The organism is Streptomyces blastmyceticus, assembly GCF_039521185.1.
GTDB classification, from domain to species: domain Bacteria; phylum Actinomycetota; class Actinomycetes; order Streptomycetales; family Streptomycetaceae; genus Streptomyces; species Streptomyces blastmyceticus.
Map to the genome: position 1 here is coordinate 87298 of NZ_BAAABW010000024.1, position 25319 is coordinate 112616.

Sequence of the window (25319 nt, forward strand, 5' to 3'; positions counted from 1 at the left end):
AGCCCCGGACACCCTTGTGTTCGGGGCTTTCTTGCGCGACCATTTACTAGGACGTCCTAGTAAATTCACGGGGCGCGGAAAGGCGGTTCGGAGCACATGGACGCAGAGGCGATCGAGGCAGGGCGCGGCCGCTGGCAGGCGCGGTACGACAAGGCCCGCAAGCGCGACGCGGACTTCACCACGCTCTCCGGCGACCCGGTCGAGCCGGTCTACGGACCCCGCCCCGGCGACGCGTACGAGGGCTTCGAGCGGATCGGCTGGCCGGGGGAGTATCCCTTCACCCGCGGCCTGCACCCGACGGGCTACCGCGGCCGGACGTGGACCATCCGCCAGTTCGCCGGCTTCGGCAACGCCGAGCAGACCAACGAGCGCTACAAGATGATCCTCGCCGCCGGTGGCGGCGGGCTCTCCGTCGCCTTCGACATGCCGACGCTCATGGGCCGCGACTCCGACGACCCGCGCTCCCTGGGCGAGGTCGGGCACTGCGGCGTCGCCATCGACTCCGCCGCCGACATGGAGGTCCTCTTCAAGGACATCCCGCTGGGCGACGTCACCACCTCGATGACGATCAGCGGGCCCGCGGTGCCCGTCTTCTGCATGTACCTGGTCGCCGCCGAGCGGCAGGGCATCGACCCCGCCGTCCTCAACGGCACGCTCCAGACCGACATCTTCAAGGAGTACATCGCGCAGAAGGAGTGGCTCTTCCCGCCGGAGCCCCACCTCAGGCTCATAGGGGATCTCATGGAGCACTGCACCCGCTCCATCCCCGCCTACAAACCGCTCTCCGTCTCCGGCTACCACATCCGCGAGGCCGGCGCGACGGCCGCGCAGGAGCTGGCGTACACCCTCGCCGACGGCTTCGGCTACGTCGAGCTGGGCCTGAGCCGGGGCCTGGACGTCGACACCTTCGCCCCCGGCCTCTCCTTCTTCTTCGACGCCCACCTCGACTTCTTCGAGGAGATCGCCAAGTTCCGCGCCGCCCGCCGCATCTGGGCGCGCTGGATGCGAGACGTCTACGGCGCGAAGACCGACAAGGCGCAGTGGCTGCGCTTCCACACCCAGACGGCCGGTGTCTCGCTCACCGCCCAGCAGCCGTACAACAACGTCGTCCGCACCGCCGTCGAGGCCCTCTCCGCCGTCCTCGGCGGCACGAACTCGCTGCACACCAACGCCCTCGACGAGACCCTCGCCCTCCCCAGCGAGCAGGCCGCGGAGATCGCGCTGCGCACGCAGCAGGTGCTGATGGAGGAGACCGGCATCGTCAACGTCGCGGACCCGCTGGGCGGTTCGTGGTACGTGGAGCAGCTCACCGACCGCATCGAGGCCGACGCCGAGAAGATCTTCGAGCAGATCAAGGAGCGGGGCGTGCGGGCCGTGCCGAACGGTGCGCACCCGATAGGGCCCATGACCTCCGGCATCCTGCGGGGCATCGAGGACGGCTGGTTCACGGGCGAGATCGCCGAGAGCGCCTTCCGCTACCAGCAGGCGCTGGAAAAGGGCGAGAAGCGGGTCGTGGGCGTCAACTGCCACCACGGGTCGGTGACCGGTGATCTGGAGATCCTGCGCGTCAGCCATGAGGTGGAGCGGGATCAGGTACGCGCTCTGGGTACGCGGAAGGCCGGGCGGGACGACGCTCGGGTGCGTGCCTCTCTGGACGAGATGCTGGCCGCTGCGCGGTCCGGGGCGAACATGATCGCGCCGATGCTCGACGCTGTGCGGGCGGAGGCGACGCTCGGGGAGATCTGCGATGTGCTCCGGGAGGAGTGGGGGACGTACGTGGAGCCGGCGGGCTTCTAGGGTTTTTCCCCAGCCCCGCCCCTTCCCGAAACTGGGGCTCCGCCCCAGACCCCGAGGCACGCTTCGCGCGCTGTCCTCAATCGCCGGACGGGCTGATTTCAGCCCGTCCGGCGTGCGTCAGGATCAGACTCCCGCCAAGCCACCCACCAGCAGAGCCGTGAAGCCGCGGGCCCATTCCTCGTCCACCGACTGGCCGCTGACCAGCGCCCGGTGGACCACCGCTCCGGCGATCACGTCGAAGATCAGGTCCGCGTTGCGCGCGGCCGCCGTCGCGTCCTCCTCCAGGGGGAGTTCGCCGCGTGCCTGCGCCCGCTCCCGGCCGAGGAGGACGAGCCGCTTCTGGCGGTCCACGATCGCGCAGCGGATCCGTACGCGCAGCGCCTCGTCGCGCGTGGACTCGGCGACCACGGCCATGAGGGCCGTCTTCGTCTCGGGGCGCTCCAGCAGCGCGGCGAACCGCAGCACCACGCTCTCGATGTCGGCGGCGAGGCTACCGAGGTCGGGCAGGTCGAGGTGCTCGTCGAAGAGCGCGGCCACCGCGTCCACGACCAGCTCGTTCTTGCCCGCCCAGCGCCGGTAGAGCGTGGTCTTGGCGACCCCGGCGCGGGCCGCGACGTCGCCCATGGTCAGCTTCCCCCAGCCGAGTTCGACCAGGGCGGCGCGCGTCGCGTCGAGGATGGCCCGGTCGGCCTCGGCGCTGCGGGGCCGACCCGTGCGGGCGCGGGCGGAAGTCATGCCGCGACCTTACCGCCGAGTAGCCACGCGGGTATGAGCCGGATCACACAAAAGCCTGAGGATGCCCCGTTGCAGGGCACCGGCTTCCAGTTACGCTACGACTCGTAGCGAAAGAGCGACAACCACAGGCGCCAGGTGGGGACCCGGCGCCGAAACGATGCTCCGAGCGCCGTCCGACGGCGCGCTTTTCCGATCGCCGCGCCGAGGGGGGAGGATAGGCCCATGCAGCCACGGAACATGTCCATGAGTGGAGTGGTCGACCTCGCCGCGGTGAAGGCCGCCGGGGAAGCCAAGCAGAAGGCGGAGCAGGCACGTGCCGAGGCCGCCCGTCGGGGCGGCGCGCCCGCCCCCGGTGCGCAGCGCCTGGTCTTCGACGCAGACGAGGCGGGTTTTGAAGCGGAGGTCCTCCAGCGCTCCGCGGAGGTGCCCGTCGTCATCGACTTCTGGGCCGACTGGTGCGAGCCGTGCAAGCAGCTCGGCCCGCTGCTGGAGCGGCTGGCGGCGGAGTACGCCGGCCGGTTCGTGCTCGCCAAGATCGATGTCGAGGCCAATCAGCTCCTCTTCCAGCAGTTCGGCGTCCAGTCCATTCCCGCGGTCTTCGCGGTGGTGGCCGGCCAGGCCCTGCCGCTCTTCCAGGGCGCGGCGCCCGAGGCGCAGATCCGGGAGGTGCTCGACCAGCTCATCCAGGTCTCGGAGCAGCGCTTCGGGATCGTGGGTGCCCCGGTCGAGCCGGGTGCCGCCGACGAGATGGCCGCAGCCGCCCCGGCCGCGCCCGCGGGCCCGCACGACAGCGCCCTGGGCCTGGCCCACGACGCGCTGGACGCGGGTGACCTGGGCGGCGCCGTGCGGGCGTACAAGAACGTGCTGTCCGACGACCCGGGCAACGCCGAGGCCAAGCTGGGCCTCGCGCAGGCCGAACTGCTCCAGCGCGTCCAGGACATGGACCCGCAGCAGGTCCGCAAGGCCGCCGCGGAGGGTCCCGCCGATGTGCGGGCGCAGATCGCCGCGGCCGACCTCGACCTGGTCGGCGGGCATGTGGAGGACGCTTTCGGCCGGCTGCTCGACGCGGTCAAGCGGACCGCGGGCGAGGACCGGGACGCCGCCCGCGTGCGGCTGCTGGAGCTCTTCGAGGTGATCGGGGCGGACGATCCGCGGGTGGGCGCCGCGCGTACGGCGCTGTCGCGCGCGCTGTTCTGACGGACCCTTGTCCCTCCTGTGCCACAGGCGGCACGGGCGACCGCGCTTTACCAAAACTTGGTAATCGCGGGCGCCGTTACTGCGAGTAAGAAAAACCCGGGCATTCGCCCGGGTTTTTTCGTATGACTCCCGCTTCTTCCGCACACGGTGCGGCACCCTCCCGGCGCCGGTCGATGCGCTCCGGACCCCCCTTGGTTATCGGCCCGTTACTCGCTAGTAATGAACCTCTTGTGCCCCGGCCGTGAATGGACCACGATCGGCCAAGCTCGGTCCATTCCCTTACCCGGCAGCCGGTCGGTGTGCGGGACGTGGGTCCCCACCGGGCGGGCCGTCCCGCAGTCGGGCCGGCCCAGGGACAGGGGGGTCCCCGCCGTCAACGGCAGGGCCTGTCCCGGCGGTTGCGCGAACGCGTGGCCAGTGGTTGTCGCTCGGGGGTGATCGCCGTTGCCGTCGGAGGCGTTTCGCGCCACCGGGTGCGGCGGCGCTCTTCTTCCCGAGGACGTAGCACTTCTCCCATCCCGGGTCCGGGCCGTGAGGTCCCGACCGGAGATGTACGTCCGAGAAGGAGGAAAGTCATGCAGTCCCAGACTCGTGGTGGGACCAGATGGCGCCGGTTCGCCGTCGTGATGGTGCCCAGTATGGCGGCGACGGCCGCGATCGGTGTGGCGGTGGCGCAGGGAGCGCTGGCGGCTTCGTTCAGTGTCTCCGGTCAGCAGTTCCAGGTGACGGCCGACAAGCTCCACGGCACCGGATTCGTTCAGTACGGCGCCCTGGACAGCACCAAGGCGGGCGCCAAGCCCGTCGCGGTGGTCGGCATCAACACCGCCGAGATCGACGGCCTTTGCCAGGCGGTCACCATTCCCACCGGCCTTGGCTTCGACGTGTCGATGACACTGAAGGCGGGGGGAGGCGGCAAGCAGGTCACGGCGGAGAAGCTCTATATCGACGCCGACGACATGACCGCCAATGCGAAGTTCAAGAACGTCGACATCGGTGTGTCCGCGGACAACACGACCAAGGGCCCGGGCCCGGCGGACAAGGGCGGTCACGGCGAAGGCAGCCATGTGCCCGGCTCGTTCGCCCAGCAGGCCGACGAGGTCTGGTTCGACACGGTGGACCAGAAGGCCTGGGCGACCTCGGCGGGCACCTTCACCCTGCCGGGCCTGCACCTGAGCGTCGGCACCGGCAAGGCCAAGTGCGACCTGAAGAAGCAGTGACGCGCTGAACGGACGGGTGCGGGAAGGGAAGCGCGATCCCGTACCCGTACCGCGCGCACCGCTCGCCGGGCCCGGCCCAGACATCGAGCAACACGTTCCACCCGATCGCCCCGAGGAGCTGTACGACATGAGCGCCGACACGCGACCCCGGCCCACAGGATCGTTCGGCCGCGCCCGTCATTCTTTCCGGGACTGGCGCGGGCGGCGCCCGTTCTGGGGCGGGTTGTGGACCCTGCTGGCCGGCTTCCCGATCATGTACATCCCGTACCAGACCATGACGCTGGGCGATCTGCACATCCGCATGGCCACCACGGCGGGCGCGGGCTCGCTGATCATAGGTGTGCTGCTGGTCGTCCTCGGGCTGACGCTCTGGTTCCAGCAGCAGTCGCGGATCTTCGCCGGTGTCGCGGCGATCCTGCTCGCGCTGGTGTCGCTGGTGGTGTCCAACTTCGGGGCGTTCCTGATCGGTTTCCTGCTGGCGCTGATCGGCGGCGCGCTCGGAGTCTCCTGGGCGCCCGGCAAGCCGGTCGTCGAGGCGGAGCCGGACGGCGATCCCGAGCCGCGGTCCGACGTGCCGTCGCCGGGGCTGAGCCTGCTCAAGGACACCGACGGGGGCCACAGTGCCGCTTGACGAGACACCCGAGGGCGAGGGTGTGAGAAGCGGCCCCCGGCACGCCGCCCCCCGTAAACCGCTGCTCGCCCGGCTCCACATGCCCGCGGGCAAGGCCGTCGCCCTCGCGGCGATGCCGACCGCCGTCCTGATGGGCATGGGGCTCACGCCCCAACTTGCCTCGGCGAAGCCACCGTTGCCCGAGCCGTTCGAGGGGCAGTGCGCGACGGCGCCGGACGCGTCGCCGGAGGAGCCGGGCACGAGCGCGAGCCCGGAGCCGAGCCGGAGCGCGAAGAAGGACGCGGCCAAGCCCAAGGAGCCCACCAAGGAGCCGGCCCCGGCGACGTCCCCGTCCGCGAAGCCCCAGGACAAACCCGGCGCCGAGCCGGACCCCGGCAGGAGCCCGGACAAGGGCGGGGCCGCGAAGACCGGCCCGTCGTCCGCCCCGCCCCCGGCCCCGCCGTCCACGTCGCCCTCGCCGTCCAAGTCCTTCAACCCGCTGGACCCCTTGGGCCTCGGCGACAAGCTGAGGGACATCCTGGACGGCGGCAGGAAGCCCGACGGTCAGCCGTCGGCGCCGAAGACTGCCGCACCCGGCCCGTCGGGCTCGCCCTCCGCGCCTCCTTCCGCCCCCGCCGCGCCCAAGGGCGCCGGAGCCCCGTCGGACCGGGCCCGTACGCCCAGTGGACAGCCGTCCACCGAGCCGCCGACCGAGCAGCCGTCCACGGCGCCCCCGAGCACGTCGCCCTCCACGCCTTCGCCGGGGGCGAGCGGCTCTCCGGGGGCCCTGCCTCCCTGCCCCAAGGGGCAGGCGGTGGACGGGAACGAGGGGCACGCCTTCCCGATCCAGCCCTGGTATCTGGAGGCGGAGGTGCTCACCCTCAAGGGGCTGACGTACGAGGGCATCAAGAAGATCACCATGGTGAACGGGCAGCAGAAGTCCGTGCTCAAGTTCACCGCGGACGCGCTCACCATCAAGGATCTGCACCAGATCGTCAACAGCAACGGCAAGGAGTACCACGTCGCCGGGCCGGGCACGGACTCCACCCTGACCGGCGGGCAGGTGACGCTGTACACCGAGGAGTTGAAGGGCAAGCTGCTGGGTCTGATCCCGTCGACCACGAGCCCGACGAGTCCGCCGCCGCTGATCCCCGGCCTGAAGCTGCCGATCCCCATCTTCTACACGAATGTGAAGCTCCGGCAGGGCGGCCAGTTCGGTGGGACGCTGCACATTCCCAACCTGCATCAGTACTTGACGGACGGCACGTATTCGTAGGCCGTCCCCCGGAAACGGCGAACGCCGGACCGGCTGGAAGCTTCCAGCCGGTCCGGCGTTCGTGTGCGGTGTGGGCTCAGCCCTCGCCACCCAGGTGGTGGACCCGCACCATGTTGGTGGTGCCGGGGATGCCGGGGGGCGAGCCGGCGGTGATGATCATCGTGTCGCCCTTGCTGTAGCGCTTCAGCTTCAGCAGCTCCGCGTCGACCAGGTCGACCATCGCGTCGGTGTTGTCGACGTGCGGCACGACGTACGTCTCGACGCCCCAGCTCAGCGTGAGCTGGTTGCGGGTGGAGGCGTCCGTGGTGAAGGCCAGGATCGGCTGGGCCGCGCGGTAGCGGGACAGGCGGCGGGCCGTGTCACCGGACTTGGTGAAGGCGACCAGCGACTTCGCGCCGAGGAAGTCGGCGATCTCGCAGGCGGCGCGGGCGACCGAGCCGCCCTGCGTGCGCGGCTTCTTGCCCGGGACGAGCGGCTGCAGGCCCTTGGAGAGGAGCTCCTCCTCGGCCGCCTCGACGATGCGGGACATCGTCTTGACGGTCTCGATCGGGTAGGCGCCGACGCTGGACTCGGCCGACAGCATGACCGCGTCCGCGCCGTCCAGGATCGCGTTCGCGACGTCGGACGCCTCGGCGCGGGTCGGCCGGGAGTTGGTGATCATCGACTCCATCATCTGGGTCGCGACGATCACCGGCTTGGCGTTGCGGCGGCACATCTCCACGAGGCGCTTCTGCACCATCGGGACCTTCTCCAGCGGATACTCCACCGCGAGGTCGCCACGGGCCACCATCACACCGTCGAACGCCGCGACGACGCCCTCCATGTTGGCGACGGCCTGCGGCTTCTCGACCTTGGCGATGACCGGCACCCGGCGGCCGACCTCGTCCATGACGCGGTGCACGTCGAGGACGTCCTTGGCGTCGCGGACGAAGGACAGCGCGACCATGTCGCAGCCCATCGCGAGGGCGAACTTCAGGTCCTCGATGTCCTTCTCGGACAGCGCCGGGACGTTGACCGCCGCGCCGGGCAGGTTGATGCCCTTGTGGTCGGAGATGACACCGCCCTCGATGACGATGGTCCGCACGCGCGGGCCCTCGACCTCGGTGACCCGGAGCTCGACGTTGCCGTCGTTGATCAGGATCTGGTCGCCCTTGGAGACGTCGCCGGGCAGACCCTTGTAGGTCGTGCCGCAGATCGTCCGGTCGCCGGGGACGTCCTCGGTCGTGATGGTGAACTCGTCACCGCGCACCAGCTCCACGGGGCCGTCCGCGAAGGTCTCCAGGCGGATCTTCGGGCCCTGGAGGTCGGCGAGGACGCCGACCGCGCGGCCGGTCTCCTCGACGGCCTTACGGAGGCGGTGGTACCGCTCCTCGTGCTCCGAGTGGGTCCCGTGGCTCATGTTGAAACGGGCCACATTCATACCCGCCTCGATCAGCGTCTTCAGCTGGTCGAAGGAGTCGACGGCGGGGCCCAGGGTGCAGACGATTTTGGAACGGCGCATGGGGCAGATCCTATCGGTTTGTTTCGGAGCGGAATATTCGAGCTGTGGGAAAGGACAGGAGTCCACCCGTGATCAAGCGCTGACCAGGGCGTACGACTGGGTGGCGATCTCCAGCTCCTCGTCGGTGGGCACCACGGCGACGGCGACGCGGGCGTACTCGGGGGAGATCAGCCGCGGCTCGTCCGCCCGGACGGCGTTGAGGTCCGCGTCCACGGCCAGGCCGAGCTCCTCCAGGCCCGCGACGGCGGCCTCCCGGACGGGGGCGGCGTTCTCGCCCACACCGGCAGTGAAGGCCACGGCGTCGACCTTGCCGAGAACGGCGTAGTACGCGCCGATGTACTTCTTCAGTCGGTGCACGTAGATCTCGAAGGCCAGCGCGGCCTTCTCGTCGCCCGCGTCGATGCGCCGGCGGATCTCGCGCATGTCGTTGTCGCCGCACAGACCGATCAGACCGCTCTTCTTGTTCAGCAGCGAGTCGATCTCGTCGACGGACATGCCGGCGTTGCGCGCCAGGTGGAAGATCACCGCCGGGTCCAGGTCGCCCGAGCGGGTGCCCATGACCAGGCCCTCCAGCGGGGTCAGGCCCATCGAGGTGTCCACGCAGCGGCCGCCGCGGACCGCCGATGCGGAGGCGCCGTTGCCCAGGTGCAGCACGATGACGTTGACCTCGGACGGGTCCTTGCCGAGCAGCCGCGCGGTCTCGCGGGAGACGTACGCGTGCGAGGTGCCGTGGAAGCCGTAGCGCCGGATGCGGTGCGCGTCGGCGGTCTCCACGTCGATCGCGTAGCGCGCCGCGGACTCCGGCATCGTGGTGTGGAAGGCCGTGTCGAAGACCGCGACCTGCGGCAGGTCCGGGCGGAGCGCCTGGGCGGTGCGGATGCCGGTGATGTTGGCCGGGTTGTGCAGCGGCGCGACCGGGATCAGCCGCTCGATCTCCGCCACCACCTCCTCGGTGATCACGGTCGGCTCGGTGAACTTCTTGCCGCCGTGCACGACCCGGTGGCCGATCGCGGCCAGCTCCGGCGAGTCCAGGCCGAGACCGTCCGCGGCCAGCTCCCGAGCGACGGCCTTCAGCGCGGCCTCGTGGTCGGCGATCGGCTCCTCGCGCTCGCGCTTGGCGCCACCGGTCGCGAGCGGGGTGTGCGCCAGCCGGGAGGTCTCCTCACCGATGCGCTCGACCAGGCCCACGGCCAGCCGGGAGCGGTCGGCCATGTCGAGCAGCTGGTACTTGACCGACGAGGAGCCGGAGTTGAGGACGAGGACTCGGGTGGGGTTGGCAGTCATGAAGGCTTTCCGGGTCGTGTGTGGGGGGTCTCGCGGGGGCTGTCGGCACGGGGGCCCGCGCGGCCCCCGTACCGACAGTAACGGCCGTCAGGGGCGCTGCTCGCCCTGAGCCTGGATGGCGGTGATCGCGACGGTGTTCACGATGTCCTGGACCAGCGCGCCGCGCGACAGGTCGTTGACCGGCTTGCGCAGGCCCTGGAGGACCGGGCCGACCGCGACGGCGCCCGCGGAGCGCTGCACGGCCTTGTAGGTGTTGTTGCCGGTGTTGAGGTCGGGGAAGATCAGCACGGTGGCCTTGCCCGCGACCTCGGAGCCGGGGAGCTTGGTCGCGGCGACCGCGGCGTCCACGGCGGCGTCGTACTGGATCGGGCCCTCGACCAGCAGGTCCGGGCGGCGCTCGCGCACCAGCTCGGTGGCCTTGCGGACCTTGTCGACGTCCGCGCCGGAACCGGAGGTGCCGGTGGAGTACGACAGCATCGCGATCCGCGGCTCCACGCCGAACTGCGCGGCCGTCGTCGCGGACTGGATGGCGATGTCCGCGAGCTGCTCGGCGTTCGGGTCGGGGTTGACCGCGCAGTCGCCGTAGACGAGCACCCGGTCGGCCAGGCACATGAAGAAGACCGAGGAGACGATCTGCGCGCCCGGCGCCGTCTTGATGATCTCGAAGGCGGGGCGGATGGTGGCGGCGGTGGAGTGCACCGCGCCCGAGACCATGCCGTCGGCCAGGCCCTCCTGGACCATCAGCGTGCCGAAGTACGACACGTCGGCGACGATGTCGTGGGCCAGCTCGACGGTCATGCCCTTGTGGGCGCGCACCTGCGCGTAGAGCTCGGCGAAGCGCTCGCGCAGCTCCGAGGTCTGCGGGTCGACGATCTGCGCCTCGGCCAGGTCGATGCCCAGCTCGCCGGCGCGCTTGCGGATCGCGTCCTCCTCGCCCAGCAGGGTGAGGTCGCAGACGTCGCGGCGCAGCAGCACGTCCGCGGCGCGCAGCACGCGCTCCTCGGTGCCCTCGGGCAGCACGACGCGGCGGCGGCCGGAGCGGGAGCGCTCGATCAGCTCGTGCTCGAACATCATCGGGGTGACCCGGCTGGAGCGGGCCACGGAGATGCGGTTCGTCAGCTCGGCCGTGTCCACGTGGCGCTCGAAGAGGCCGAGGGCCGTCTCCGACTTGCGCGGCGACGCGGCGTTGAGCTTGCCCTCGATCGCGAACAGCTCCTGTGCCGTCGGGAAGGAGCCGCCCGGCACCGAGATCACCGGCGTGCCCGGGGCCAGCCGGCCCGCCAGCGCCAGGATGTCCGGGCCCGGCCGCTCGTCGAGGGTCAGCAGCACGCCGGCTATCGGCGGGGCGCCCGCGCTGTGCGCGGCCAGCGCGCCGATGATCAGGTCCGTGCGGTCGCCCGGGGTCACCACCAGGCAGCCGTCGGTCAGCGCCGGCAGGAACGCCGGGAGCATCGCACCGCCGAAGACGAAGTCGCGGGCGTCGCGGTTGAGGCCGGAGTCGTCGCCCAGCAGCACCTCGGCGCCCAGTTTGCGGACTATCTGCGCCACGGTCGGCGCCGACAGCGAGGCGTCCTCGGGGAGCGCGTAGCAGGGGACCGGCAGGCTCGCGGCGAGCCGCTCGGCGACCGCCGTGCGGTCGGCCGGGGCGACCCGGTTGACGACGAGCGCGACGACGTCGCAGCCCAGCGCCTCGTAGGCGCGGTAGGCGTTGCGCGCCTCGGCCCGCACCGACTCGGCGTCCTGGTCCTGGCCGCCGACGACCGTGATCACGGAGGCGCCGAACTCGTTCGCCAGGCGCGCGTTCAGTGCCAGCTCGTCCGGCAGGTTGGAGCCCACGTAGTCGGTGCCGAGCACCAGCACGTACTCGTACTCCCGGGCGACCGCCAGGAAGCGCTCGACGAGGGCCGCGACCAGCTCGTCGGTGCCCCGCTCCGCCTGCAGGGCGGAGGCGTCGCCGTAGGACATGCCGTTCACGCTCTCCGGCGACTGGCTCAGCCGGTAGCGGGAGCGCAGCAGGTCGAACAGGCGGTCCGGGCCGTCACCGTGGACGAGCGGGCGGAAGACACCCACCCGGTCGACATGGCGGGTCAGGAGCTCCATGACTCCCAGCTCGATGACCTGGCGGCCGTCGCCCCGGTCGGTCCCGGTCACGTACACGCTGCGCGTCACGCGTGCTCTCCTTGCTCCATCGCCGTGTTTATGCGGTAAAAAAATAGCCGTTATGGTGGGCTTGCCCTCTTGACAATACCTGCGCCCCTGGATAAGGCGCGCGTCAGTGGGCGGTTCATGAGGTGCGGCACGGCCACCTCCCGGCCCGTGAAACAATCGGTTCGGCTCACATGTACCAGTAGCGAGCAGGAGACACAGCCAGATGCGCATCGGAGTCCTCACCGCAGGCGGCGACTGCCCCGGCCTGAACGCTGTCATCCGCTCGGTGGTGCACCGCGCGGTCGTCGGCCACAACGACGAGGTGATCGGCTTCGAGGACGGCTTCAAGGGCCTGCTCGACGGCCGCCACCGCAAGCTCGACCTCGACGCCGTCAGCGGCATCCTCGCCCGCGGCGGCACCATCCTCGGCTCCTCCCGCCTGGAGCGCGCCCGGCTGCGCGAGGCCTGCGAGAGCTCCAAGGAGCTCGCCCGCGACCTCGGCATCGACGTGCTCATCCCCATCGGCGGCGAGGGCACGCTCACGGCGTCCAAGATGCTCTCCGACGCGGGCCTGCCCGTCGTCGGCGTGCCGAAGACCATCGACAACGACATCTCCTCCACCGACCGCACCTTCGGCTTCGACACCGCCGTCGGTGTCGCCACCGAGGCCATCGACCGGCTGAAGACCACCGCCGAGTCGCACCAGCGCGTCATGGTCGTCGAGGTCATGGGCCGCCACGCGGGCTGGATCGCCCTGGAGTCCGGCATGGCCGGCGGCGCGCACGGCATCTGCCTGCCGGAGCGCCCCTTCGACGTCGCCGACCTCGTCACCATGGTCGAGGAGCGGTTCGCCCGCGGCAAGAAGTTCGCCGTCATCTGCGTCGCCGAGGGCGCGCACCCGGCCGAGGGGTCCATGGAGTACGCCAAGGGCGCCATAGACCAGTTCGGCCACGAGCGCTTCGCCGGCATCGGCACCAAGCTCGCCGCCGAGCTGGAGAAGCGCCTCGGCAAGGAGGCCCGCCCGGTCATCCTCGGCCACGTCCAGCGCGGCGGCACGCCCACCGCGTACGACCGCGTCCTCGCCACCCGCTTCGGCTGGCACGCGGTCGAGGCCGCCCACCGGGGCGACTTCGGCCGGATGACCGCGCTGCGCGGCACGGACATCCAGATGGTGCCGCTCGCGGACGCGGTGACGGAGCTGAAGCGGGTTCCCGAGAGCCGCATGGACGAGGCGGAGTCGGTCTTCTAAGGCCCCGCCGCGCTTGCGGGGTGTCCTCAAATGCCGGACGGGCTGGTTTTCTCCAGCCCGTCCGGCATTTGTCCGACCTCATGGGCTCACCCGGTGTGCGTCGTAGAAGTGCCGCATGGCGCGCTCGGCGCAGGCCGCCTCGGTGGTGGCGTCCCGTCGGGACCGGGCCAGGGCGCGGGCGTCGTCCAGCCGACGGCATGTCCGGCAGCTCTTGGCATCCCCTTTGACGATCGTGTACGGCCGGCGGAGGCGTGCGCGACGGCGATCACGTACGGTCCCCGGTGCTGCGCTTGTTGGCCTCGCGGACCTTGTCGCGGAGAGCGGCGTCGCGCTTCTCCGTGTCAGGCGTGTCGTTCATGGCCTGCCCTTCCTCATCCGGCCTTCGGACGGCCTGGTCGGCTCGCCTCGGGTGGCACGGGGCCATCGTCGACTCCCAAGAAGGACGTATCGGCCCTGAACTCCGGACAGTTGGGCTGTTTCGACGCTAGCGTGGAAGAGGCCGTGGAGCGGTGGCTGAACGATCCGGAGTTGATTCCGCACCGGAAGAACCGCCAAGACGCCTGCGCCGAGCTGGGAGTTGACGAAGAGATGCTGTGGCCGAAATCCGTGAAGGACCGCATCAAGACCGGTACGGACAGGGAACTGGTCCACAGCTATCCCTACCGGTCCGCGTGTCCGTCCACGGTGTGGGGAGGCCTGATCGAGAGCTCTTCCCAGGATCTCCTCTTCGCCGGATACACGAATTACTTCCTCTGGCTGGACCAGCCCGACTTCGTCGGCACTCTGCGCCGCAAGGCAGGCGAAGGATGCCGGGTGCGCTTCCTTCTGGGTGACCCGGAAGGTGATGTCACGCGTCAGCGCGAGCAGCTCGAAGACGTCGCGCTGACGGTTTCCACGCGCATCAGGATCACCTTGGAGCATTTGGGGAAGCTGGGCGCCGCGGACGGGGTGGAGGCCCGCTTCTCCGCTCCCGCGGACGCGGTCAACCATGTCTCGCTGTCCGTCTTTCGCTTCGATGACGAGCTCTTGGTGACCCCGCATCTGGCGCGGCTGGTCGGGCACGATTCCCCGTTGCTGCACTTGCGCCGCCAAGGTGACGGCGGGCTGTTCTCACGATTCGCCGAGCATGCCGAAGAGTTGTGGGGGAGGGGCGTGCCCGCAGGGGTCCCGGTCGGCGGCTGAGTCATGTCCCCATCCGGCGGCGGTAGCGGACTTCCGGGACGGGTATGCCGTCGTAGTCGTCGTATTGGACGGCTCCATCCGGGGCATAGCCCGCGAGCTCATAGAAGCGGCGCGCTCGGGGGTTGTCCCGCAGGACCCACAAGAGCAGGGTACGGAAGTCGCACGTCACCGCGTCGGTGTGTACGGCGGTGAGCAGCATGCGGCCGACCCCCGTTCCGATGAGCCGGGGGTGGACGTAGAGGGCGTAGAGCTCGCCGGTATCCGCTTCCGCGCCACGGTAGGGGCCAAAGCTGACCCACCCCACGACTCCGGTACGGTCATCGACCGCCACGAGGTCAGCCCCAGCCGGCCACCCGTATCGTCGAGACGGCGGTGATGTCGGTATCGGTCATCCTTCGTACGGTCAACATCTCGACACCATGGAGAAGCGTCAACCCTGACGGGGAATTCGGGGGCCCGGTGGCGAGTTGACGAGGCTGTTCGTCAGGTTCGGGCGGACGATTCGATCACGGCCGGGCGGTGCCCGGCACTCGTCGCTCCATCCGTCGACAGGAGATCCCATGACGATTCTGGTGACCGGCGCGCGCGGTCGTGTGAGCGCGGCCGTTCTGAGTGAGCTTCGGGAGCGCGGCGCGGCGGTGCGGGCCGCCGGGCGGCGGCCCGAGGAGAGCGGGGCGTCGGCCGTGCGGCTCGATCTCTCCGAGCCCGGCACATTCGAGGCCGCTCTCGATGGGGTCCGCAAGGTGTTCCTGTACGCGGAGCCCGCCGGCATCGGGGCGTTCCTCGACGCGGCGCGCGCCGCGGGCGTGGAGCACATCGTGCTGCTGTCGTCGCTGTCGGCGGCGGACAAGGACCCCGAGTCGAACGCGATCGGCGCGTTCCACGTCGCCGCGGAGCGGGCGCTGACCGGATCGGGCATCGACTGGACGCTCGTGCGGCCCGGCGCGTTCGCCACGAACGCGCTCCAGTGGGCGCCCTCGATCCGCGCGGAGGGCGTGGTGCGGTCCGCGTTCCCGGGCACGCACAACTCGCCCGTGCACGAACGGGACATCGCCGCGGTGGCGGTCCAGGCGCTGCTCGACGACGCGCACCGCAAGGCGACGTACCACCTGACCGGGCCCGAGTCGCTCAGCGAGGAGCAGATGGTCGAGCTCGTCGCGCGCGCCATCGGCAAGCCGGTCCGGATCGAGCTGATCAGCCGCGAGGAGGAGCACGCGCGTACGGCGCGGTTCGTGAACCCTGCCATCGCCGACGTCCTGCTCGCGTACCGCGTGGCGTATGACGGCGTGCCCGCCGCGCTGCACGACGGCGTACGGGAGGTCACGGGGCGTCCGGCCGTCCCGTTCTCGCAGTGGGCGAAGGACCACGCGGCCGACTTCCGGTGATCCGCTGACGGCAGGCCCGCACGTGCTCGGGGATCCGGAGTGCGTGCGGGCCGATACCGTCACCTCTTCAGCAGCTCCACGATGCCCGTGACATCCTCCGCCCCGTGGCCCTCCGCCACCCGCCGAGCCATCAACGGGCCCAGCGCGGCCAGGAGTTCGGCGCTCAGGCCCTGGGATTCGGCGGTGTCGAGGAGGTTGGTGAAGCCCGCCGACTGCATGGCGATGTTGGAGACGACCCCGCTCGCGTAGTCGCCGGTCTCGATCTGGTGCGCGTAGTGCGGGATCCCCGCTGCCATCGCGGTGACGAAGTCCCGGAGCATCGGGGCGAACTCCGCCGCCGGTACCCGCTCCGTGCCCACCAGGGCCAGTGCGTGGAAGGCGCCCGCGAACATGCCGTACATGCCGCTGAGGAGCGCGATGTCGTGGAGTGCGGCCAGGCCGGGGTCCTCGCCCACGAAGTGCGGTGTGCCCAGAAGCTCCAGCGCCGGGGCGAACGTGTCGAAGGCCGGGCGCGAGCCGCTGTAGAGGAGGAACGCCTGCGCCGTGCCGATGCCCGGCGGGATCGCCATGATGCCGCCGTCGACGTACGCGATGCCGTGCCCGGCGGCCCACCGGGCCATCTCGCGGGCCTGCGCCGGGGTGCCGTTGGTGAGGTTGACCAGGGTGCGGCCGGCCAGCTCGGCCGCGACCGGGGCCAGGGTCTCTTGCACCGAGTCGTGGTCCAGGAGGCAGACCACGACCAGCTCGCTCGCCGTCACGGCCGCGGCGACGTCGCCCGCCGCGGCCGCGCCGAGGGCGGCGAGCGGCTCCGCCTTGCCGGGCGTGCGGTTCCACACGGTGGTCGGGTGGCCGCCGGTGACGAACGCGGTGGCCAGGGCCGTACCCATGGCGCCCAGGCCGAGGACGGTGACGGGGGACTTGCTCATCAGGGGTGCTCCAGGTCGTTCGGTGGTCATCTGCTCGGCGCCGTGACCAGCCTCGCCGACCGCCCGGCCCGCCTCAAGTACGCACAAAAAAGTGGGCGCTTACCCCGAGGTGCGTGCGGTCCCCTGGTCGGTCCTGTTGCGGTAGAGCATGAGTTTGGCGTCCTTGGCCACGTAGTAGTTCTGCACCGAGTAGGCGATCGTGGCGAAGTCGAGCCGGCCGTCGCCGTCGAAGTCGGCGGTGGCGATGCGGGCCACGGACTCGTCGGACACCCGCCACTTGGCGAAGACGCCCTTCTCCAGGTCGACGGCCTTGTAGTACATGACGCCCTGCCAGGGCCACGGGCCGCGCAGCGCGACGAGGAACTCGTCCTCCCCGTCCCCGTCGAAGTCCGCGCACACCACCTGGTGCCCGGGGCCCTCGCCGTTCTCGTTGGGGTCGCCGTAGACGTCGAGCAGCACGCGCCGCCACGTCACGCCGTCCGGGCCGTCGCCGCTCTCCTTGGTGTAGACCGCGACGGTGTTGCCGTGGAACGGCTCGATGGCCGCGACGTAGGCCATCGGGTCGTCCCCCACGCGGCCGGCGTCCATGTCGCCGCTGCCGCGGAAGCCCGTCTGCTCGAACTGGGTGCGCTCGCCCGTCCCGATCAGGTCCCGCTTCCACTGCCGGGTGGCGGCGTCGAAGTGGAGCCAGGTGACGCCCTCGTCGGAGGCGAGCAGGAGGGAGTCGAGGTCGGAGCCGGGGATCAGGCCCTTCTTCTTCTCCGCGCCGTGGATCATGCGGAAGTGGCTGTCGTCGATGACGGTCATCGGCCATTCCTCGGCGCTGTGCACATCGTCGGGCTGGGTGAACAGCACGACGGGCAGCACGGCGTGCACGTCCTCCTTGGCGACGATCGGCAGGCCGATGATCTCCAGCTTCTCGGTCTGGGTGAAGTGACCGATCCGCAGCCGGTGCATGCCGGTGGCGCGCCCGATGTAGTGACGCTTCCAGCGGGACTCGTCCTTGTCGGGGCTGCCCGGGTTCTCCAGCCAGTCGATCTTCCCGCCCTGGGTGTCCGGGTCGTGGATGGTGCCGATCGGCCCGTACAGCTCGTAGCAGAGGACGATGTCGGGGTGCCCGTTGCCGCTGATGTCGGCGTAGTCCGCGCCCACCGGCATCCTGATCCGGTCGGCGACCAGGCGGCGGGTCCAGTCGGGGTTCTGGTACCAGTAGATCTCGCCCAGCGAGAGGCCGTAGCCGAACAGGTCCGGCCGCGAGTCGTTGTCGATGTCGGGCGACTCCAGCCAGTAGCCGTCGCGCAGTTGGTCGGTCACCACCTCGGGGGCGAACGACGGGACGCGGATGTCCGGTGTGCTGTCCTGGGTCATCGGTTCGTCCTCCTGTGGTACTCGACCGCCAGCCATACGCAGTCGGTGTCGGCGTGGTACTGGTGCCAGGGGTAGGTGAAGGTGCCGTCGGGTCCGGTGGCGCAGAAGGGCTGTGGGGTGGTGTAGCCCGGGGCCATCAGCAGGTCCTCGTAGAGGGAACCGTGGTCAGGGGTACGGAACTTCTGCATCCGGCCGATGCCGAGGACCTGGGTGTGCACCTCGATGAAGTCGTGCAGGTTGTGGATGGCGCAGTCGGTCCCGGCGGGCGCGAACCAGAGGTTGACCCGGACCTCGAACTCCTCCTGCCGCCCCGTCGGGTCCGGCTCCCCGAGGGCCGCGGCCGGGTCCAGCAGGACGGTGCCGGCGCCGTCCTGCGGCCCGCGCCACAGAGGGGTGTCCCGGGGGAAGGCCGGACCGGGGGAGTCCGGCGCGGGCGCGGGCGCGTCGCCGAGGAGCGAGGCGTACAGGTTCCAGCCCGGCCCGGAGACGACGTCCGCGGCCGCCGCGCTCTCGTCGACGCGCAGCAGGATCAGGGAGTCGGCCAGCCGGATGCGGGTGTCGACGAGGATCGTGGACGAGAAGGGCGGGATGCTCTTGACCGGGCTCTCGTCGACGACGGCCGGGCGGGCTCCGGTGTTGACGACGACGGTCCGCCCCCGTACGGGGAGGTCCTTGGCGTCCTCGACCCGCAGCGCGGCGATGCCGGGCGCGGAAGCGGCCAGGGGGACAAGGGTGTTCACCGGGTCTCCGCGTACACGTCGTCGGTGACCAGGGCCGCGGCGAACGCGTCGATGTCGCTGCCGGGGACGAAGGGGGCCACGGCGGGGCCCTCGCCGAAGAAGTGCCGCAGCGCCGCGACGGTCCGCTCGCTCGCCAGGCCGTCGCCGTAGGGGTTGGCGGCGGTGGCCATGCTCTTGTACTTCTGCTCGTCGTCGAGCAGCGCGCCGACCTCGGAGACGATGCCCGCGGTGGTCCGGCCTACGAGCCGCGCGGTGCCGGCCACCACGGCCTCGGGCCGCTCGGTGATCTCCCGCAGGACCAGCGTCGGTTTGCCGAGGGCGGGGCCCTCCTCCTCCGCGCCGCTGCTGTCGGAGAGGATCAGGTCGCTGCGCCGCATCAGGCGGCAGAAGCTCAGGTACGGCAGCGGGTCCACGACGGTGATGTCGGGGTGGGCGCCGATCACCGGCAGCATCGCCTCGCGCACCACGGGGTTGCGGTGCAGGGGGACGACGACGCGCACCTCGGGCCGGGAGGCGATCTCCACCAGGGCGGCGGCTATCTCGGGCAGCTTCTCCCAGGACTCCCTGCGGTGCGCGGAGGCCAGGACGACGCAGCGCGGGTCGCTGTCCAGGTCCTCCAGGGCGGGGTCGCCGTAGCCGTCGGCGTTCTCCCCCGCCCAGCGGAGGGCGTCGATCACGGTGTTGCCGGTGACGACGATGCTGTTCTCGCCGATGCCCTCGCGGATGAGGTTGGCGCTGTTGCCCGGGGTGGGGGCCAGGTGCAGGGCGGCGATCTGGCCGACGAGGCGGCGGTTGGCCTCCTCCGGGAAGGGCGAGTGCAGGTTGCCGCTGCGCAGCCCCGCCTCGATGTGGATGACGGGGATCCGCTGGTGCAGCCCGAACAGCGCGCCCGCCAGCGTCGTCGCCGTGTCGCCGTGGACCATGACGGCCTCGGCCCCCAGGCCGGCCGCCTTTTCCGACAGGCCGCGCAGCGAGCGGTAGGTCACCTCGGAGAGCGTCTGCCGGGGCGCCATGATGCCCAGGTCGATGTCCGGCTTCAGGCCGAAGGCGGCGAGGGTCTCGTCGAGCATCTGCTGGTGCTGGCCGGTGGAGATGACGATCGGTTCGAAACGCGGATCCGCCTGGAGCGCCTTGATGACGGGGGCGCATTTGATGGCTTCCGGCCGGGTGCCGAGAACGATGGCGACAGAACGCATGGCTGTCCTTTCTCGCAACTTCTCATGGACGACGAAAAGCTGGTTCAGGAAATGGGGGAACCGGAGTCGGGAGAATGGTGGGGGGAATTCACATGCCCGCTGCCGGGCGGCCGGCGATGCACACGACGGGAACGGGCCGGACGCCGATGTCCGTACCCGAATTCGGCGGGGCCGCCACAGTGTCCCGGGGGCCTTTCGCGGTACGACGAAACATAGCAACCGGGCACCGGGGAGACAACGGATGCTCAGACGACCGGAGTCACTCCTCCGTCGACCGTGATGTCGGCGCCGGAGACGAATGCCGAGACATCCGCGGCGAGATGGACCACGAGTGCGGCGACCTCCGCCGCGCTGCCGAGGCGGCCCGCCGGGATGCCGTTCATCTCGACGTAACGCTCGATGGCCGTCTCCCGGTCGGTGCCGAACTCCTGGGCCAGGGAATCCGCGAGGCCGCCGGGGCGGTCGTATATCGGGGTGCGGATGAAGCCGGGGGAGACGACGTTGGAACGGATCCCGCGCGCGGTGAACTCCCGTGACAATGCCTTGGACAGCATGATCACCGCCGCCTTGGAGACACTGTAGTCGGGCAGCCTCGGGTTGGGCATGCGTCCCGCCTCGGAGGCCGTGTGCAGCAGGACACCGCGGCCGCGCGCGAGCATGTGCGGCAGCACCGCGCGGCTCATGCGGACGTAGCCGAGCAGGTTCAACTCGACGGTGGCGGCCCACTCCTCGTCGGTGACCCCGAGGAATCCCTGCTCGCGGACGGCGGCGACGCCCGCGTTGTTGTGCAGCACGTCGATCCTGCCGAAGCGCTCGACCGCCGCCTCGGTGAGCCTTTGCGCACCCTCCGGCGAGCGCAGGTCGACCTTCACGGGCAGCACCCGCTCGCCGTCGAGTCCGGCCAGTGCGTCGGGGTCGAGGTCGCCGCCGACCACGAGTGCGCCCTCGGCGAGAAACGCCTGCGCGGAGGCGAGGCCGATCCCCGCCCCTGCCCCGGTGACGACGACCACGCGATCGGTCAGCCCGTAATCCAATGCAAACACCTCTGATCGGGAAGAAGTTCGGAGCGGGGGAAATCCGACGGCTTCCACGAGCCGTGCGTGCGCGCCCCACGAGTCCCGTCATTTTGTCTTGCAGGGCAGCCGAGTTGTCCAGCGGGCGGTAATGTCACAGGCGAATTTTCCCTCTCTTTTTCTGACCGGAGGATTGTCTTGCTCATCGACCTCACCGGCCGTACCGCGCTGGTCACCGGATCCACCGCGGGAATTGGTCTGGCCATTGCCGAAGGGCTGCACGCATCGGGCGCCACGGTCATCCTCAACGGCCGTACGGACGAGCGGGTGGCGGCCGCGGCGGAGAAGTTCGGCACGAGTGAACGAGTGCGGGGGGTGGCGGCCGACATCGGGACGGCGGCGGGCTGCCAAGCCGTCGTGGAGGCGGAACCGGAGGTGGACATTCTGGTGAACAACGCCGGGGTGTTCTCCCCGCAGCCGCTCTTCGAGATTCCCGATGCCGAATGGGAGCGGTTCTTCGCCGTCAACGTCATGAGCGGAATTCGGCTCTCGCGGCACTACGTGCCCGCGATGACGAAGCGGCAGTGGGGCCGCACCGTCTTCGTCTCCAGCGAGTCCGCGGTGCAGATACCGCCGGAGATGGTCCACTACGGCACGACCAAGACCGCGCAGCTCGCGGTGGCGCGGGGGATGGCCGAGGCGGTCCGCGGTACCGGCGTGACCGTCAACAGCGTGCTGCCCGGCCCGACGGCGAGCGAGGGCGTCGAGCGGTTCGTCCGGGAGATGGTCGGCGACGAGATCGAGTCGATGGAGGAGGCCGGCCGGATCTTCGTCGAGCGGGAGCGGCCGACCTCGTTGCTCGGCCGGCTGGCGTCGGCGGAGGAAGTGGCCAACCTGGTCGTGTACTTGTGCTCGGACCAGGCGGCGGCCACCACCGGCGCGGCCCTGCGGGTCGACGGAGGGGTGCTCCGCGGCGTGCTGTGACCCGGCCGGGGGTTTCCCTCCCCGCGATCACGAAAGGACAGTGCCCGCACGGCCACCGGCCGTGCGGGCACTGTCGTATTCGGGAGGGACCGTCAGCGGGCCGGTTCCGGCTCCCGGGTCTCGGTCGTACGGGCAGGCGGGAGCGGCCCCTTTGGCCTCGCGCGTCCCCAGCGCCGCATCACGGGGCGCTCGACGCAGGCGTACAGCAGCCAGCCGGTGAACTGGGCCAGCAGGAAGGCACCCACCAGCACCCCGATGGCGGCGGGCGTCGAGAAGAGCCGTCCATCGAGCAGCCGGCGCAGCTCCACCAGCACGATGTAGTGCGTGAGGTAGAAGGCGAAGGAGATCTCGCCGAGCCACACCATCGTCCGGCCGCGCAGCAGGGTGCGGCTTCCCTTGACGTCGGCGGCCGCCACCGCGGTGACCAGCAGCGCGAGCGGGACGATGGTGGCGACGTTGAGGCCGTACTGCCAGGGCACCACCAGGGCCAGCCCGTAGCCGGCCGCGGTCAGTGCGAACGCGGGTGCCAGGCCGAGCGGCAGCCACCGGCCGGACAGCAGGATGCGAGCCATCAGCATGCCCAGGACGAACTCGAAGAGCCGCAGCGGCGGGATGTTGTAGGACAGCCACCACTGCCACTCCGAGAGCGGCCACTCGGCGAGCCGCGGGGTGCCCGGCACCAGGAAGTCCACGGCGAGCTGGCACACGACCAGACCGGCCACCGTGGCCGCCGCCCACCACCACAGCCGGTGCGCGGGGATCCTGCGCACGAGCCTCCAGAGCACGGGGAACAGCAGGTAGAACAGCAGCTCGCTGCAGAGGGACCAGCTGGGCTGGTTGACGCTGACGAAGGTGTCGAGGTCGGGGATCCACGAGTGCAGCAGCAGGAGGTTGGGGAGCCAGACGGCCGGTCCCGTGGTGGACGCGGCGAACAGCACCATCGTCAGCGCCCAGGTCACCACGTGGTTCGGATAGATCTTCAGCAGCCGTCTGCGGTAGAAGCCGCCGAGGGAGTCCCTGGGGCGCGCGGACCAGGCGAGGACGAAGCCGCTGAGGATGAAGAAGAAGGACACCCCCACCCAGCCCGCCTTGGCGAAGGCCCGCGCGTAGCCGTGGGCGACGCCGTCGTCCTCGAAGACCCTCAGCATCTTGGGCAGTGAGGTGTGGAAGCAGAAGACGAGCGCCGCGGCGAAGAACCTCAGCCCCGTCAGTGAGGGCAGCTTCGGCGGGCGGGAGCCGGCCGCGGGCGTGGGGAGCTCTTGCACAGACATTCCTTCCGTGAAAAGCGGTTGGCGGATGGCTGTCCCCGGAAGGCGGCCGAAGGCGGGCGAGCGGGAGCGGCGGGCGGAGGCCCGCGAGGGCTCATCGGAGGCACGGGCCGAAGGGCGAGGGATCGGGCGGTACGGCGCCGGGCGCCGGAGGCCCGACGGAAGACGGGTCGGGGGCGCCGGCCGGGGCGGTGCCGGGAACACGCGGCGCCCGGGGGCACAGCCGGGCAGAACGTAACCCACGGAGCGAGGTCCCGGCCACGGTCGCCGCCGGTGCTGTGCAACCGGGGAGAGTCGCCGGTTGCACGGCATCCGGCGCAGGACGAGGCGGAGCGGCCCCGTCCGGCGCCGGACGCCCGGTGGTCCCCTCAGCCGTGGAGCGGCCGGTGCGCGCTGTCGAGCGCGGTGACCAGGGGGGCCAGGGCGGAGTCGCCCGCGGCCCGGTCGAGCGCGGCGTCGAGCGTGCTGTCGTGCACGGGGCGCGCGATCCGCAGCAGTTCCCGCCCGGCCGTGGTCAGTTCGGTGACCACGCCGCGCCGGTCGGTCGTGCAGACGGACCGGGCGAGCAGGCCGCGGCGCTCCAGCCGGTTGATCAGGCGGGTGGTGGCGCTGTGGCTGAGCGCCGCCGCGCGGCTGATCTGATGCATCCGCAGGTGCCAGCCGCCCTGCCGGCCCAGGGTCTCCAGCACCGTGTACTCCACGACGGACAGCCCGTGTTCGCGCAGCGCCTTCTCCAAGGCGATCTCCAGGGCGCAGTGGAGTGCCATGAGGGTGCGCCACCCCTGGACCCGGATTTCGACGGCGTCATCGGCGGCGTACATGGCTGCCTCTCTGACTCATCGGACTCTCTGGCTCATCGGACAGATCGATCTCATCGGACAGTTCAACTGCACACGCACACTACCGTCTTGCGCCTGTATGGCGCGCGTGCAAATGTTGCATGCGCCCAATAAGTGCGCACGCGCACAACTGAGGAGGGTTTCCCCATGCCACTCGCGCTGCTGGCGCTGGCGATCAGCGCCTTCGGCATCGGCACCACGGAGTTCGTGACCAACGGTCTCCTGCCCGAGGTCGCCGACGACCTCTCGGTGTCCATCCCCACTGCCGGGCTGCTCACCTCCGGCTACGCCATGGGCGTCGTCGTCGGCGCCCCGGTGCTCACCGCCGTCACCACCCGGATGCGGCGCAAGCACCTGCTGATCGGCCTGATGGTGCTGTTCATCGTCGGCAACCTGGTCGCCGCCGTCGCGCCGAACTACGCGCTGCTGATGGGCGGTCGCATCATCTCCGCCCTGTGCCACGGCGCCTTCTTCGGCGTGGGTTCCGTGGTCGCCGCCAACCTGGTCAGCCCGCAGAAGAAGGCGGGCGCCATCTCCCTGATGTTCACCGGCCTGACGCTGGCGAACGTCCTGGGCATGCCCATGGGCACGCTGCTGGGGCAGCACTTCGGCTGGCGTTCGGCGTTCTGGGGCGTGGTCGCCCTCGGCGTGATCGGCCTGATCGGCATCGCCGTCCTCGTGCCGAACCAGCCGAACGAGGAAGGCAGCGGCCTGCGCGGCGAGCTGGCCGCGTTCCGCAAGCCGCAGGTGTGGCTGGGGCTCGCGGTGACCGCCGTCGGCTTCAGCGGTCTGCTGGCGTCGTTCACCTACGTCGCGCCGATGATGACCGACGTCGCCGGGTTCTCCGACTCCAGCATCACCTGGCTGCTCATGCTGTACGGACTCGGTCTCGTCGTCGGCAACTACGCGGGCGGCAAGGCCGCCGACCGGGCGCTGACGGCCACGATCTTCACCCTGCTCATCGCGCTGGCCGTGGTGCTGACGATCTTCACCTTCACCGCTCACAACAAGGTGTCGGCGGCGGCGACGCTCTTCGTGCTCGGCGGCGTGGGCTTCGGCACCATCCCGCCCCTGCAGACCCGTGTGATGCAACTGGCGGGCGGACCGGCCACCCTGGTCTCCGCGGCCAACATCGCGGCGTTCAACCTCGGTGCGGCCGTGGGCGCCTGGCTCGGCGGCGTCACCATCGACGCCGGACTCGGGTACACCTCCCCGAACTGGGTCGGCGCCATCATCACGACGTGCGGCATCGCGCTGGCTGTCGTCTCGGTCGGGATGGAGCGCCGCAAGCGGGCGGGCGCACTGCCGTCCGTGACCGAGCAGCCGGTCGCCCCCGCCTCCGCACCCCAGCACTGAACCGTCCGGGGGCTCGCCGCCGAGCAGGCGGCGGGCCCCCGGACGGCC

At 70.7% G+C, this 25319-nt stretch carries 22 protein-coding genes; 10 read left to right on the forward strand and 12 right to left on the reverse strand.

Annotated elements, in window-relative coordinates; genetic code table 11:
* The first annotated feature begins 96 nt into the window (after positions 1–96).
* Positions 97–1797 (forward strand): coenzyme B12-dependent isobutyryl-CoA mutase large subunit, encoded by a 1701-nt coding sequence (gene icmA / locus ABD269_RS21120; protein WP_344119975.1) that lies wholly within the window; start codon positions 97–99, stop codon positions 1795–1797.
* 123 nt (positions 1798–1920) lie between these two features.
* On the opposite strand, the gene ABD269_RS21125 is transcribed toward icmA, so the two are convergent.
* Positions 1921–2532, reverse strand: coding sequence for a TetR/AcrR family transcriptional regulator (locus ABD269_RS21125; protein WP_301892233.1), 612 nt, complete (start codon positions 2530–2532; stop codon positions 1921–1923).
* 222 nt (positions 2533–2754) lie between these two features.
* Between ABD269_RS21125 and ABD269_RS21130 the strand changes: the two genes are divergently transcribed.
* The 4 genes from ABD269_RS21130 (at position 2755) to ABD269_RS21145 (ending at position 6832) form a co-directional block, all read left to right on the forward strand.
* Positions 2755–3729, forward strand: coding sequence for a tetratricopeptide repeat protein (locus ABD269_RS21130; RefSeq protein ID WP_344119979.1), 975 nt, complete (start codon positions 2755–2757; stop codon positions 3727–3729).
* A 575-nt stretch (positions 3730–4304) separates the two neighbouring features.
* On the forward strand, positions 4305–4946 hold the full coding sequence (locus ABD269_RS21135; RefSeq protein WP_344119981.1) for a DUF6230 family protein: 642 nt from the start codon (positions 4305–4307) through the stop codon (positions 4944–4946).
* A gap of 127 nt (positions 4947–5073) precedes the next feature.
* Complete coding sequence (locus ABD269_RS21140; RefSeq protein ID WP_301892228.1) at positions 5074–5577, forward strand: DUF6114 domain-containing protein; 504 nt, start codon at positions 5074–5076, stop codon at positions 5575–5577.
* Between the two features lie 22 nt (positions 5578–5599).
* Entirely contained in the window at positions 5600–6832 is a 1233-nt protein-coding gene (locus tag ABD269_RS21145; RefSeq protein ID WP_344119984.1) for a hydrogenase expression protein HypF, read from the forward strand.
* 76 nt (positions 6833–6908) lie between these two features.
* On the opposite strand, the gene pyk is transcribed toward ABD269_RS21145, so the two are convergent.
* From pyk to pta, 3 genes are all read right to left on the reverse strand, one after another.
* The gene (gene pyk, locus ABD269_RS21150; protein ID WP_301892226.1) at positions 6909–8333 is read right to left on the reverse strand and encodes a pyruvate kinase; all 1425 of its coding nucleotides are present in this window, start codon (positions 8331–8333) and stop codon (positions 6909–6911) included.
* 72 nt (positions 8334–8405) lie between these two features.
* The gene (locus ABD269_RS21155) at positions 8406–9617 is read right to left on the reverse strand and encodes an acetate kinase (RefSeq protein ID WP_344119986.1); all 1212 of its coding nucleotides are present in this window, start codon (positions 9615–9617) and stop codon (positions 8406–8408) included.
* A gap of 87 nt (positions 9618–9704) precedes the next feature.
* Positions 9705–11786 carry a phosphate acetyltransferase gene (pta, locus tag ABD269_RS21160; protein ID WP_301892224.1) on the reverse strand — a complete coding sequence of 694 codons (2082 nt, stop codon included), beginning with the start codon at positions 11784–11786 and terminating at the stop codon, positions 9705–9707.
* A 202-nt stretch (positions 11787–11988) separates the two neighbouring features.
* Here pta and ABD269_RS21165 point away from each other — a divergent pair, with 202 nt between their 5' ends.
* Both ABD269_RS21165 and ABD269_RS21170 read left to right on the forward strand, forming a co-directional pair.
* On the forward strand, positions 11989–13014 hold the full coding sequence (locus ABD269_RS21165; protein ID WP_301892223.1) for an ATP-dependent 6-phosphofructokinase: 1026 nt from the start codon (positions 11989–11991) through the stop codon (positions 13012–13014).
* A 588-nt stretch (positions 13015–13602) separates the two neighbouring features.
* Positions 13603–14196, forward strand: coding sequence for an XRE family transcriptional regulator (locus ABD269_RS21170; RefSeq protein ID WP_344120288.1), 594 nt, complete (start codon positions 13603–13605; stop codon positions 14194–14196).
* A 1-nt stretch (position 14197) separates the two neighbouring features.
* On the opposite strand, the gene ABD269_RS21175 is transcribed toward ABD269_RS21170, so the two are convergent.
* Entirely contained in the window at positions 14198–14581 is a 384-nt protein-coding gene (locus ABD269_RS21175; protein WP_425572952.1) for a GNAT family N-acetyltransferase, read from the reverse strand.
* A gap of 175 nt (positions 14582–14756) precedes the next feature.
* Between ABD269_RS21175 and ABD269_RS21180 the strand changes: the two genes are divergently transcribed.
* On the forward strand, positions 14757–15581 hold the full coding sequence (locus tag ABD269_RS21180) for an NAD(P)H-binding protein (RefSeq protein WP_344119991.1): 825 nt from the start codon (positions 14757–14759) through the stop codon (positions 15579–15581).
* 59 nt (positions 15582–15640) lie between these two features.
* Here ABD269_RS21180 and ABD269_RS21185 read toward each other — a convergent pair whose 3' ends face one another.
* The 5 genes from ABD269_RS21185 to ABD269_RS21205 form a co-directional block, all read right to left on the reverse strand.
* Positions 15641–16507: an NAD(P)-dependent oxidoreductase gene (locus tag ABD269_RS21185; RefSeq protein WP_344119993.1), complete on the reverse strand. Its 867-nt coding sequence runs from the start codon at positions 16505–16507 to the stop codon at positions 15641–15643.
* A gap of 99 nt (positions 16508–16606) precedes the next feature.
* Positions 16607–17875, reverse strand: a complete 1269-nt coding sequence (locus ABD269_RS21190) for a VCBS repeat-containing protein (protein WP_301892218.1) — start codon at positions 17873–17875, stop codon at positions 16607–16609.
* On the reverse strand, positions 17872–18615 hold the full coding sequence (locus ABD269_RS21195) for a hypothetical protein (RefSeq protein ID WP_344119996.1): 744 nt from the start codon (positions 18613–18615) through the stop codon (positions 17872–17874). The genes ABD269_RS21190 and ABD269_RS21195 overlap by 4 nt, the downstream gene beginning before the upstream one ends.
* The gene (wecB, locus tag ABD269_RS21200) at positions 18612–19811 is read right to left on the reverse strand and encodes a non-hydrolyzing UDP-N-acetylglucosamine 2-epimerase (protein WP_344119998.1); all 1200 of its coding nucleotides are present in this window, start codon (positions 19809–19811) and stop codon (positions 18612–18614) included. Before wecB ends, ABD269_RS21195 begins: the two co-directional genes overlap by 4 nt.
* Positions 19812–20056: 245 nt before the next feature.
* Positions 20057–20845 (reverse strand): SDR family NAD(P)-dependent oxidoreductase, encoded by a 789-nt coding sequence (locus ABD269_RS21205; protein ID WP_344120000.1) that lies wholly within the window; start codon positions 20843–20845, stop codon positions 20057–20059.
* Between the two features lie 177 nt (positions 20846–21022).
* Here ABD269_RS21205 and ABD269_RS21210 point away from each other — a divergent pair, with 177 nt between their 5' ends.
* Positions 21023–21808 carry an SDR family NAD(P)-dependent oxidoreductase gene (locus ABD269_RS21210; protein ID WP_301892212.1) on the forward strand — a complete coding sequence of 262 codons (786 nt, stop codon included), beginning with the start codon at positions 21023–21025 and terminating at the stop codon, positions 21806–21808.
* Positions 21809–21900: 92 nt separating this feature from the next.
* Here the strand turns inward: ABD269_RS21210 and ABD269_RS21215 are convergent, their stop codons facing one another.
* Positions 21901–23079 (reverse strand): acyltransferase family protein, encoded by a 1179-nt coding sequence (locus tag ABD269_RS21215; RefSeq protein WP_425572947.1) that lies wholly within the window; start codon positions 23077–23079, stop codon positions 21901–21903.
* A gap of 365 nt (positions 23080–23444) precedes the next feature.
* Positions 23445–23897 (reverse strand): MarR family winged helix-turn-helix transcriptional regulator, encoded by a 453-nt coding sequence (locus tag ABD269_RS21220; RefSeq protein ID WP_301892210.1) that lies wholly within the window; start codon positions 23895–23897, stop codon positions 23445–23447.
* Positions 23898–24062: 165 nt separating this feature from the next.
* On the opposite strand from ABD269_RS21220, the gene ABD269_RS21225 reads away from it, so the two are divergent.
* Entirely contained in the window at positions 24063–25271 is a 1209-nt protein-coding gene (locus tag ABD269_RS21225) for an MFS transporter (RefSeq protein WP_344120005.1), read from the forward strand.
* The last annotated feature ends 48 nt before the right edge of the window (positions 25272–25319 follow it).

Excerpts from the sequence above, each read along its gene's own strand:
- icmA (WP_344119975.1), top strand. The coding sequence starts at position 97 with ATGGACGCAGAGGCGATCGAGGCAGGGCGCGGCCGCTGGCAGGCGCGG.
- ABD269_RS21125 (WP_301892233.1), bottom strand. The coding sequence starts at position 2,532 with ATGACTTCCGCCCGCGCCCGCACGGGTCGGCCCCGCAGCGCCGAGGCC.
- ABD269_RS21130 (WP_344119979.1), top strand. The coding sequence starts at position 2,755 with ATGCAGCCACGGAACATGTCCATGAGTGGAGTGGTCGACCTCGCCGCG.
- ABD269_RS21135 (WP_344119981.1), top strand. The coding sequence starts at position 4,305 with ATGCAGTCCCAGACTCGTGGTGGGACCAGATGGCGCCGGTTCGCCGTC.
- ABD269_RS21140 (WP_301892228.1), top strand. The coding sequence starts at position 5,074 with ATGAGCGCCGACACGCGACCCCGGCCCACAGGATCGTTCGGCCGCGCC.
- pyk (WP_301892226.1), bottom strand. The coding sequence starts at position 8,333 with ATGCGCCGTTCCAAAATCGTCTGCACCCTGGGCCCCGCCGTCGACTCC.
- ABD269_RS21155 (WP_344119986.1), bottom strand. The coding sequence starts at position 9,617 with ATGACTGCCAACCCCACCCGAGTCCTCGTCCTCAACTCCGGCTCCTCG.
- ABD269_RS21165 (WP_301892223.1), top strand. The coding sequence starts at position 11,989 with ATGCGCATCGGAGTCCTCACCGCAGGCGGCGACTGCCCCGGCCTGAAC.
- ABD269_RS21170 (WP_344120288.1), top strand. The coding sequence starts at position 13,603 with ATGCTGTGGCCGAAATCCGTGAAGGACCGCATCAAGACCGGTACGGAC.
- ABD269_RS21180 (WP_344119991.1), top strand. The coding sequence starts at position 14,757 with ATGACGATTCTGGTGACCGGCGCGCGCGGTCGTGTGAGCGCGGCCGTT.
- ABD269_RS21185 (WP_344119993.1), bottom strand. The coding sequence starts at position 16,507 with ATGAGCAAGTCCCCCGTCACCGTCCTCGGCCTGGGCGCCATGGGTACG.
- ABD269_RS21190 (WP_301892218.1), bottom strand. The coding sequence starts at position 17,875 with ATGACCCAGGACAGCACACCGGACATCCGCGTCCCGTCGTTCGCCCCC.
- wecB (WP_344119998.1), bottom strand. The coding sequence starts at position 19,811 with ATGCGTTCTGTCGCCATCGTTCTCGGCACCCGGCCGGAAGCCATCAAA.
- ABD269_RS21215 (WP_425572947.1), bottom strand. The coding sequence starts at position 23,079 with ATGTCTGTGCAAGAGCTCCCCACGCCCGCGGCCGGCTCCCGCCCGCCG.
- ABD269_RS21220 (WP_301892210.1), bottom strand. The coding sequence starts at position 23,897 with ATGTACGCCGCCGATGACGCCGTCGAAATCCGGGTCCAGGGGTGGCGC.
- ABD269_RS21225 (WP_344120005.1), top strand. The coding sequence starts at position 24,063 with ATGCCACTCGCGCTGCTGGCGCTGGCGATCAGCGCCTTCGGCATCGGC.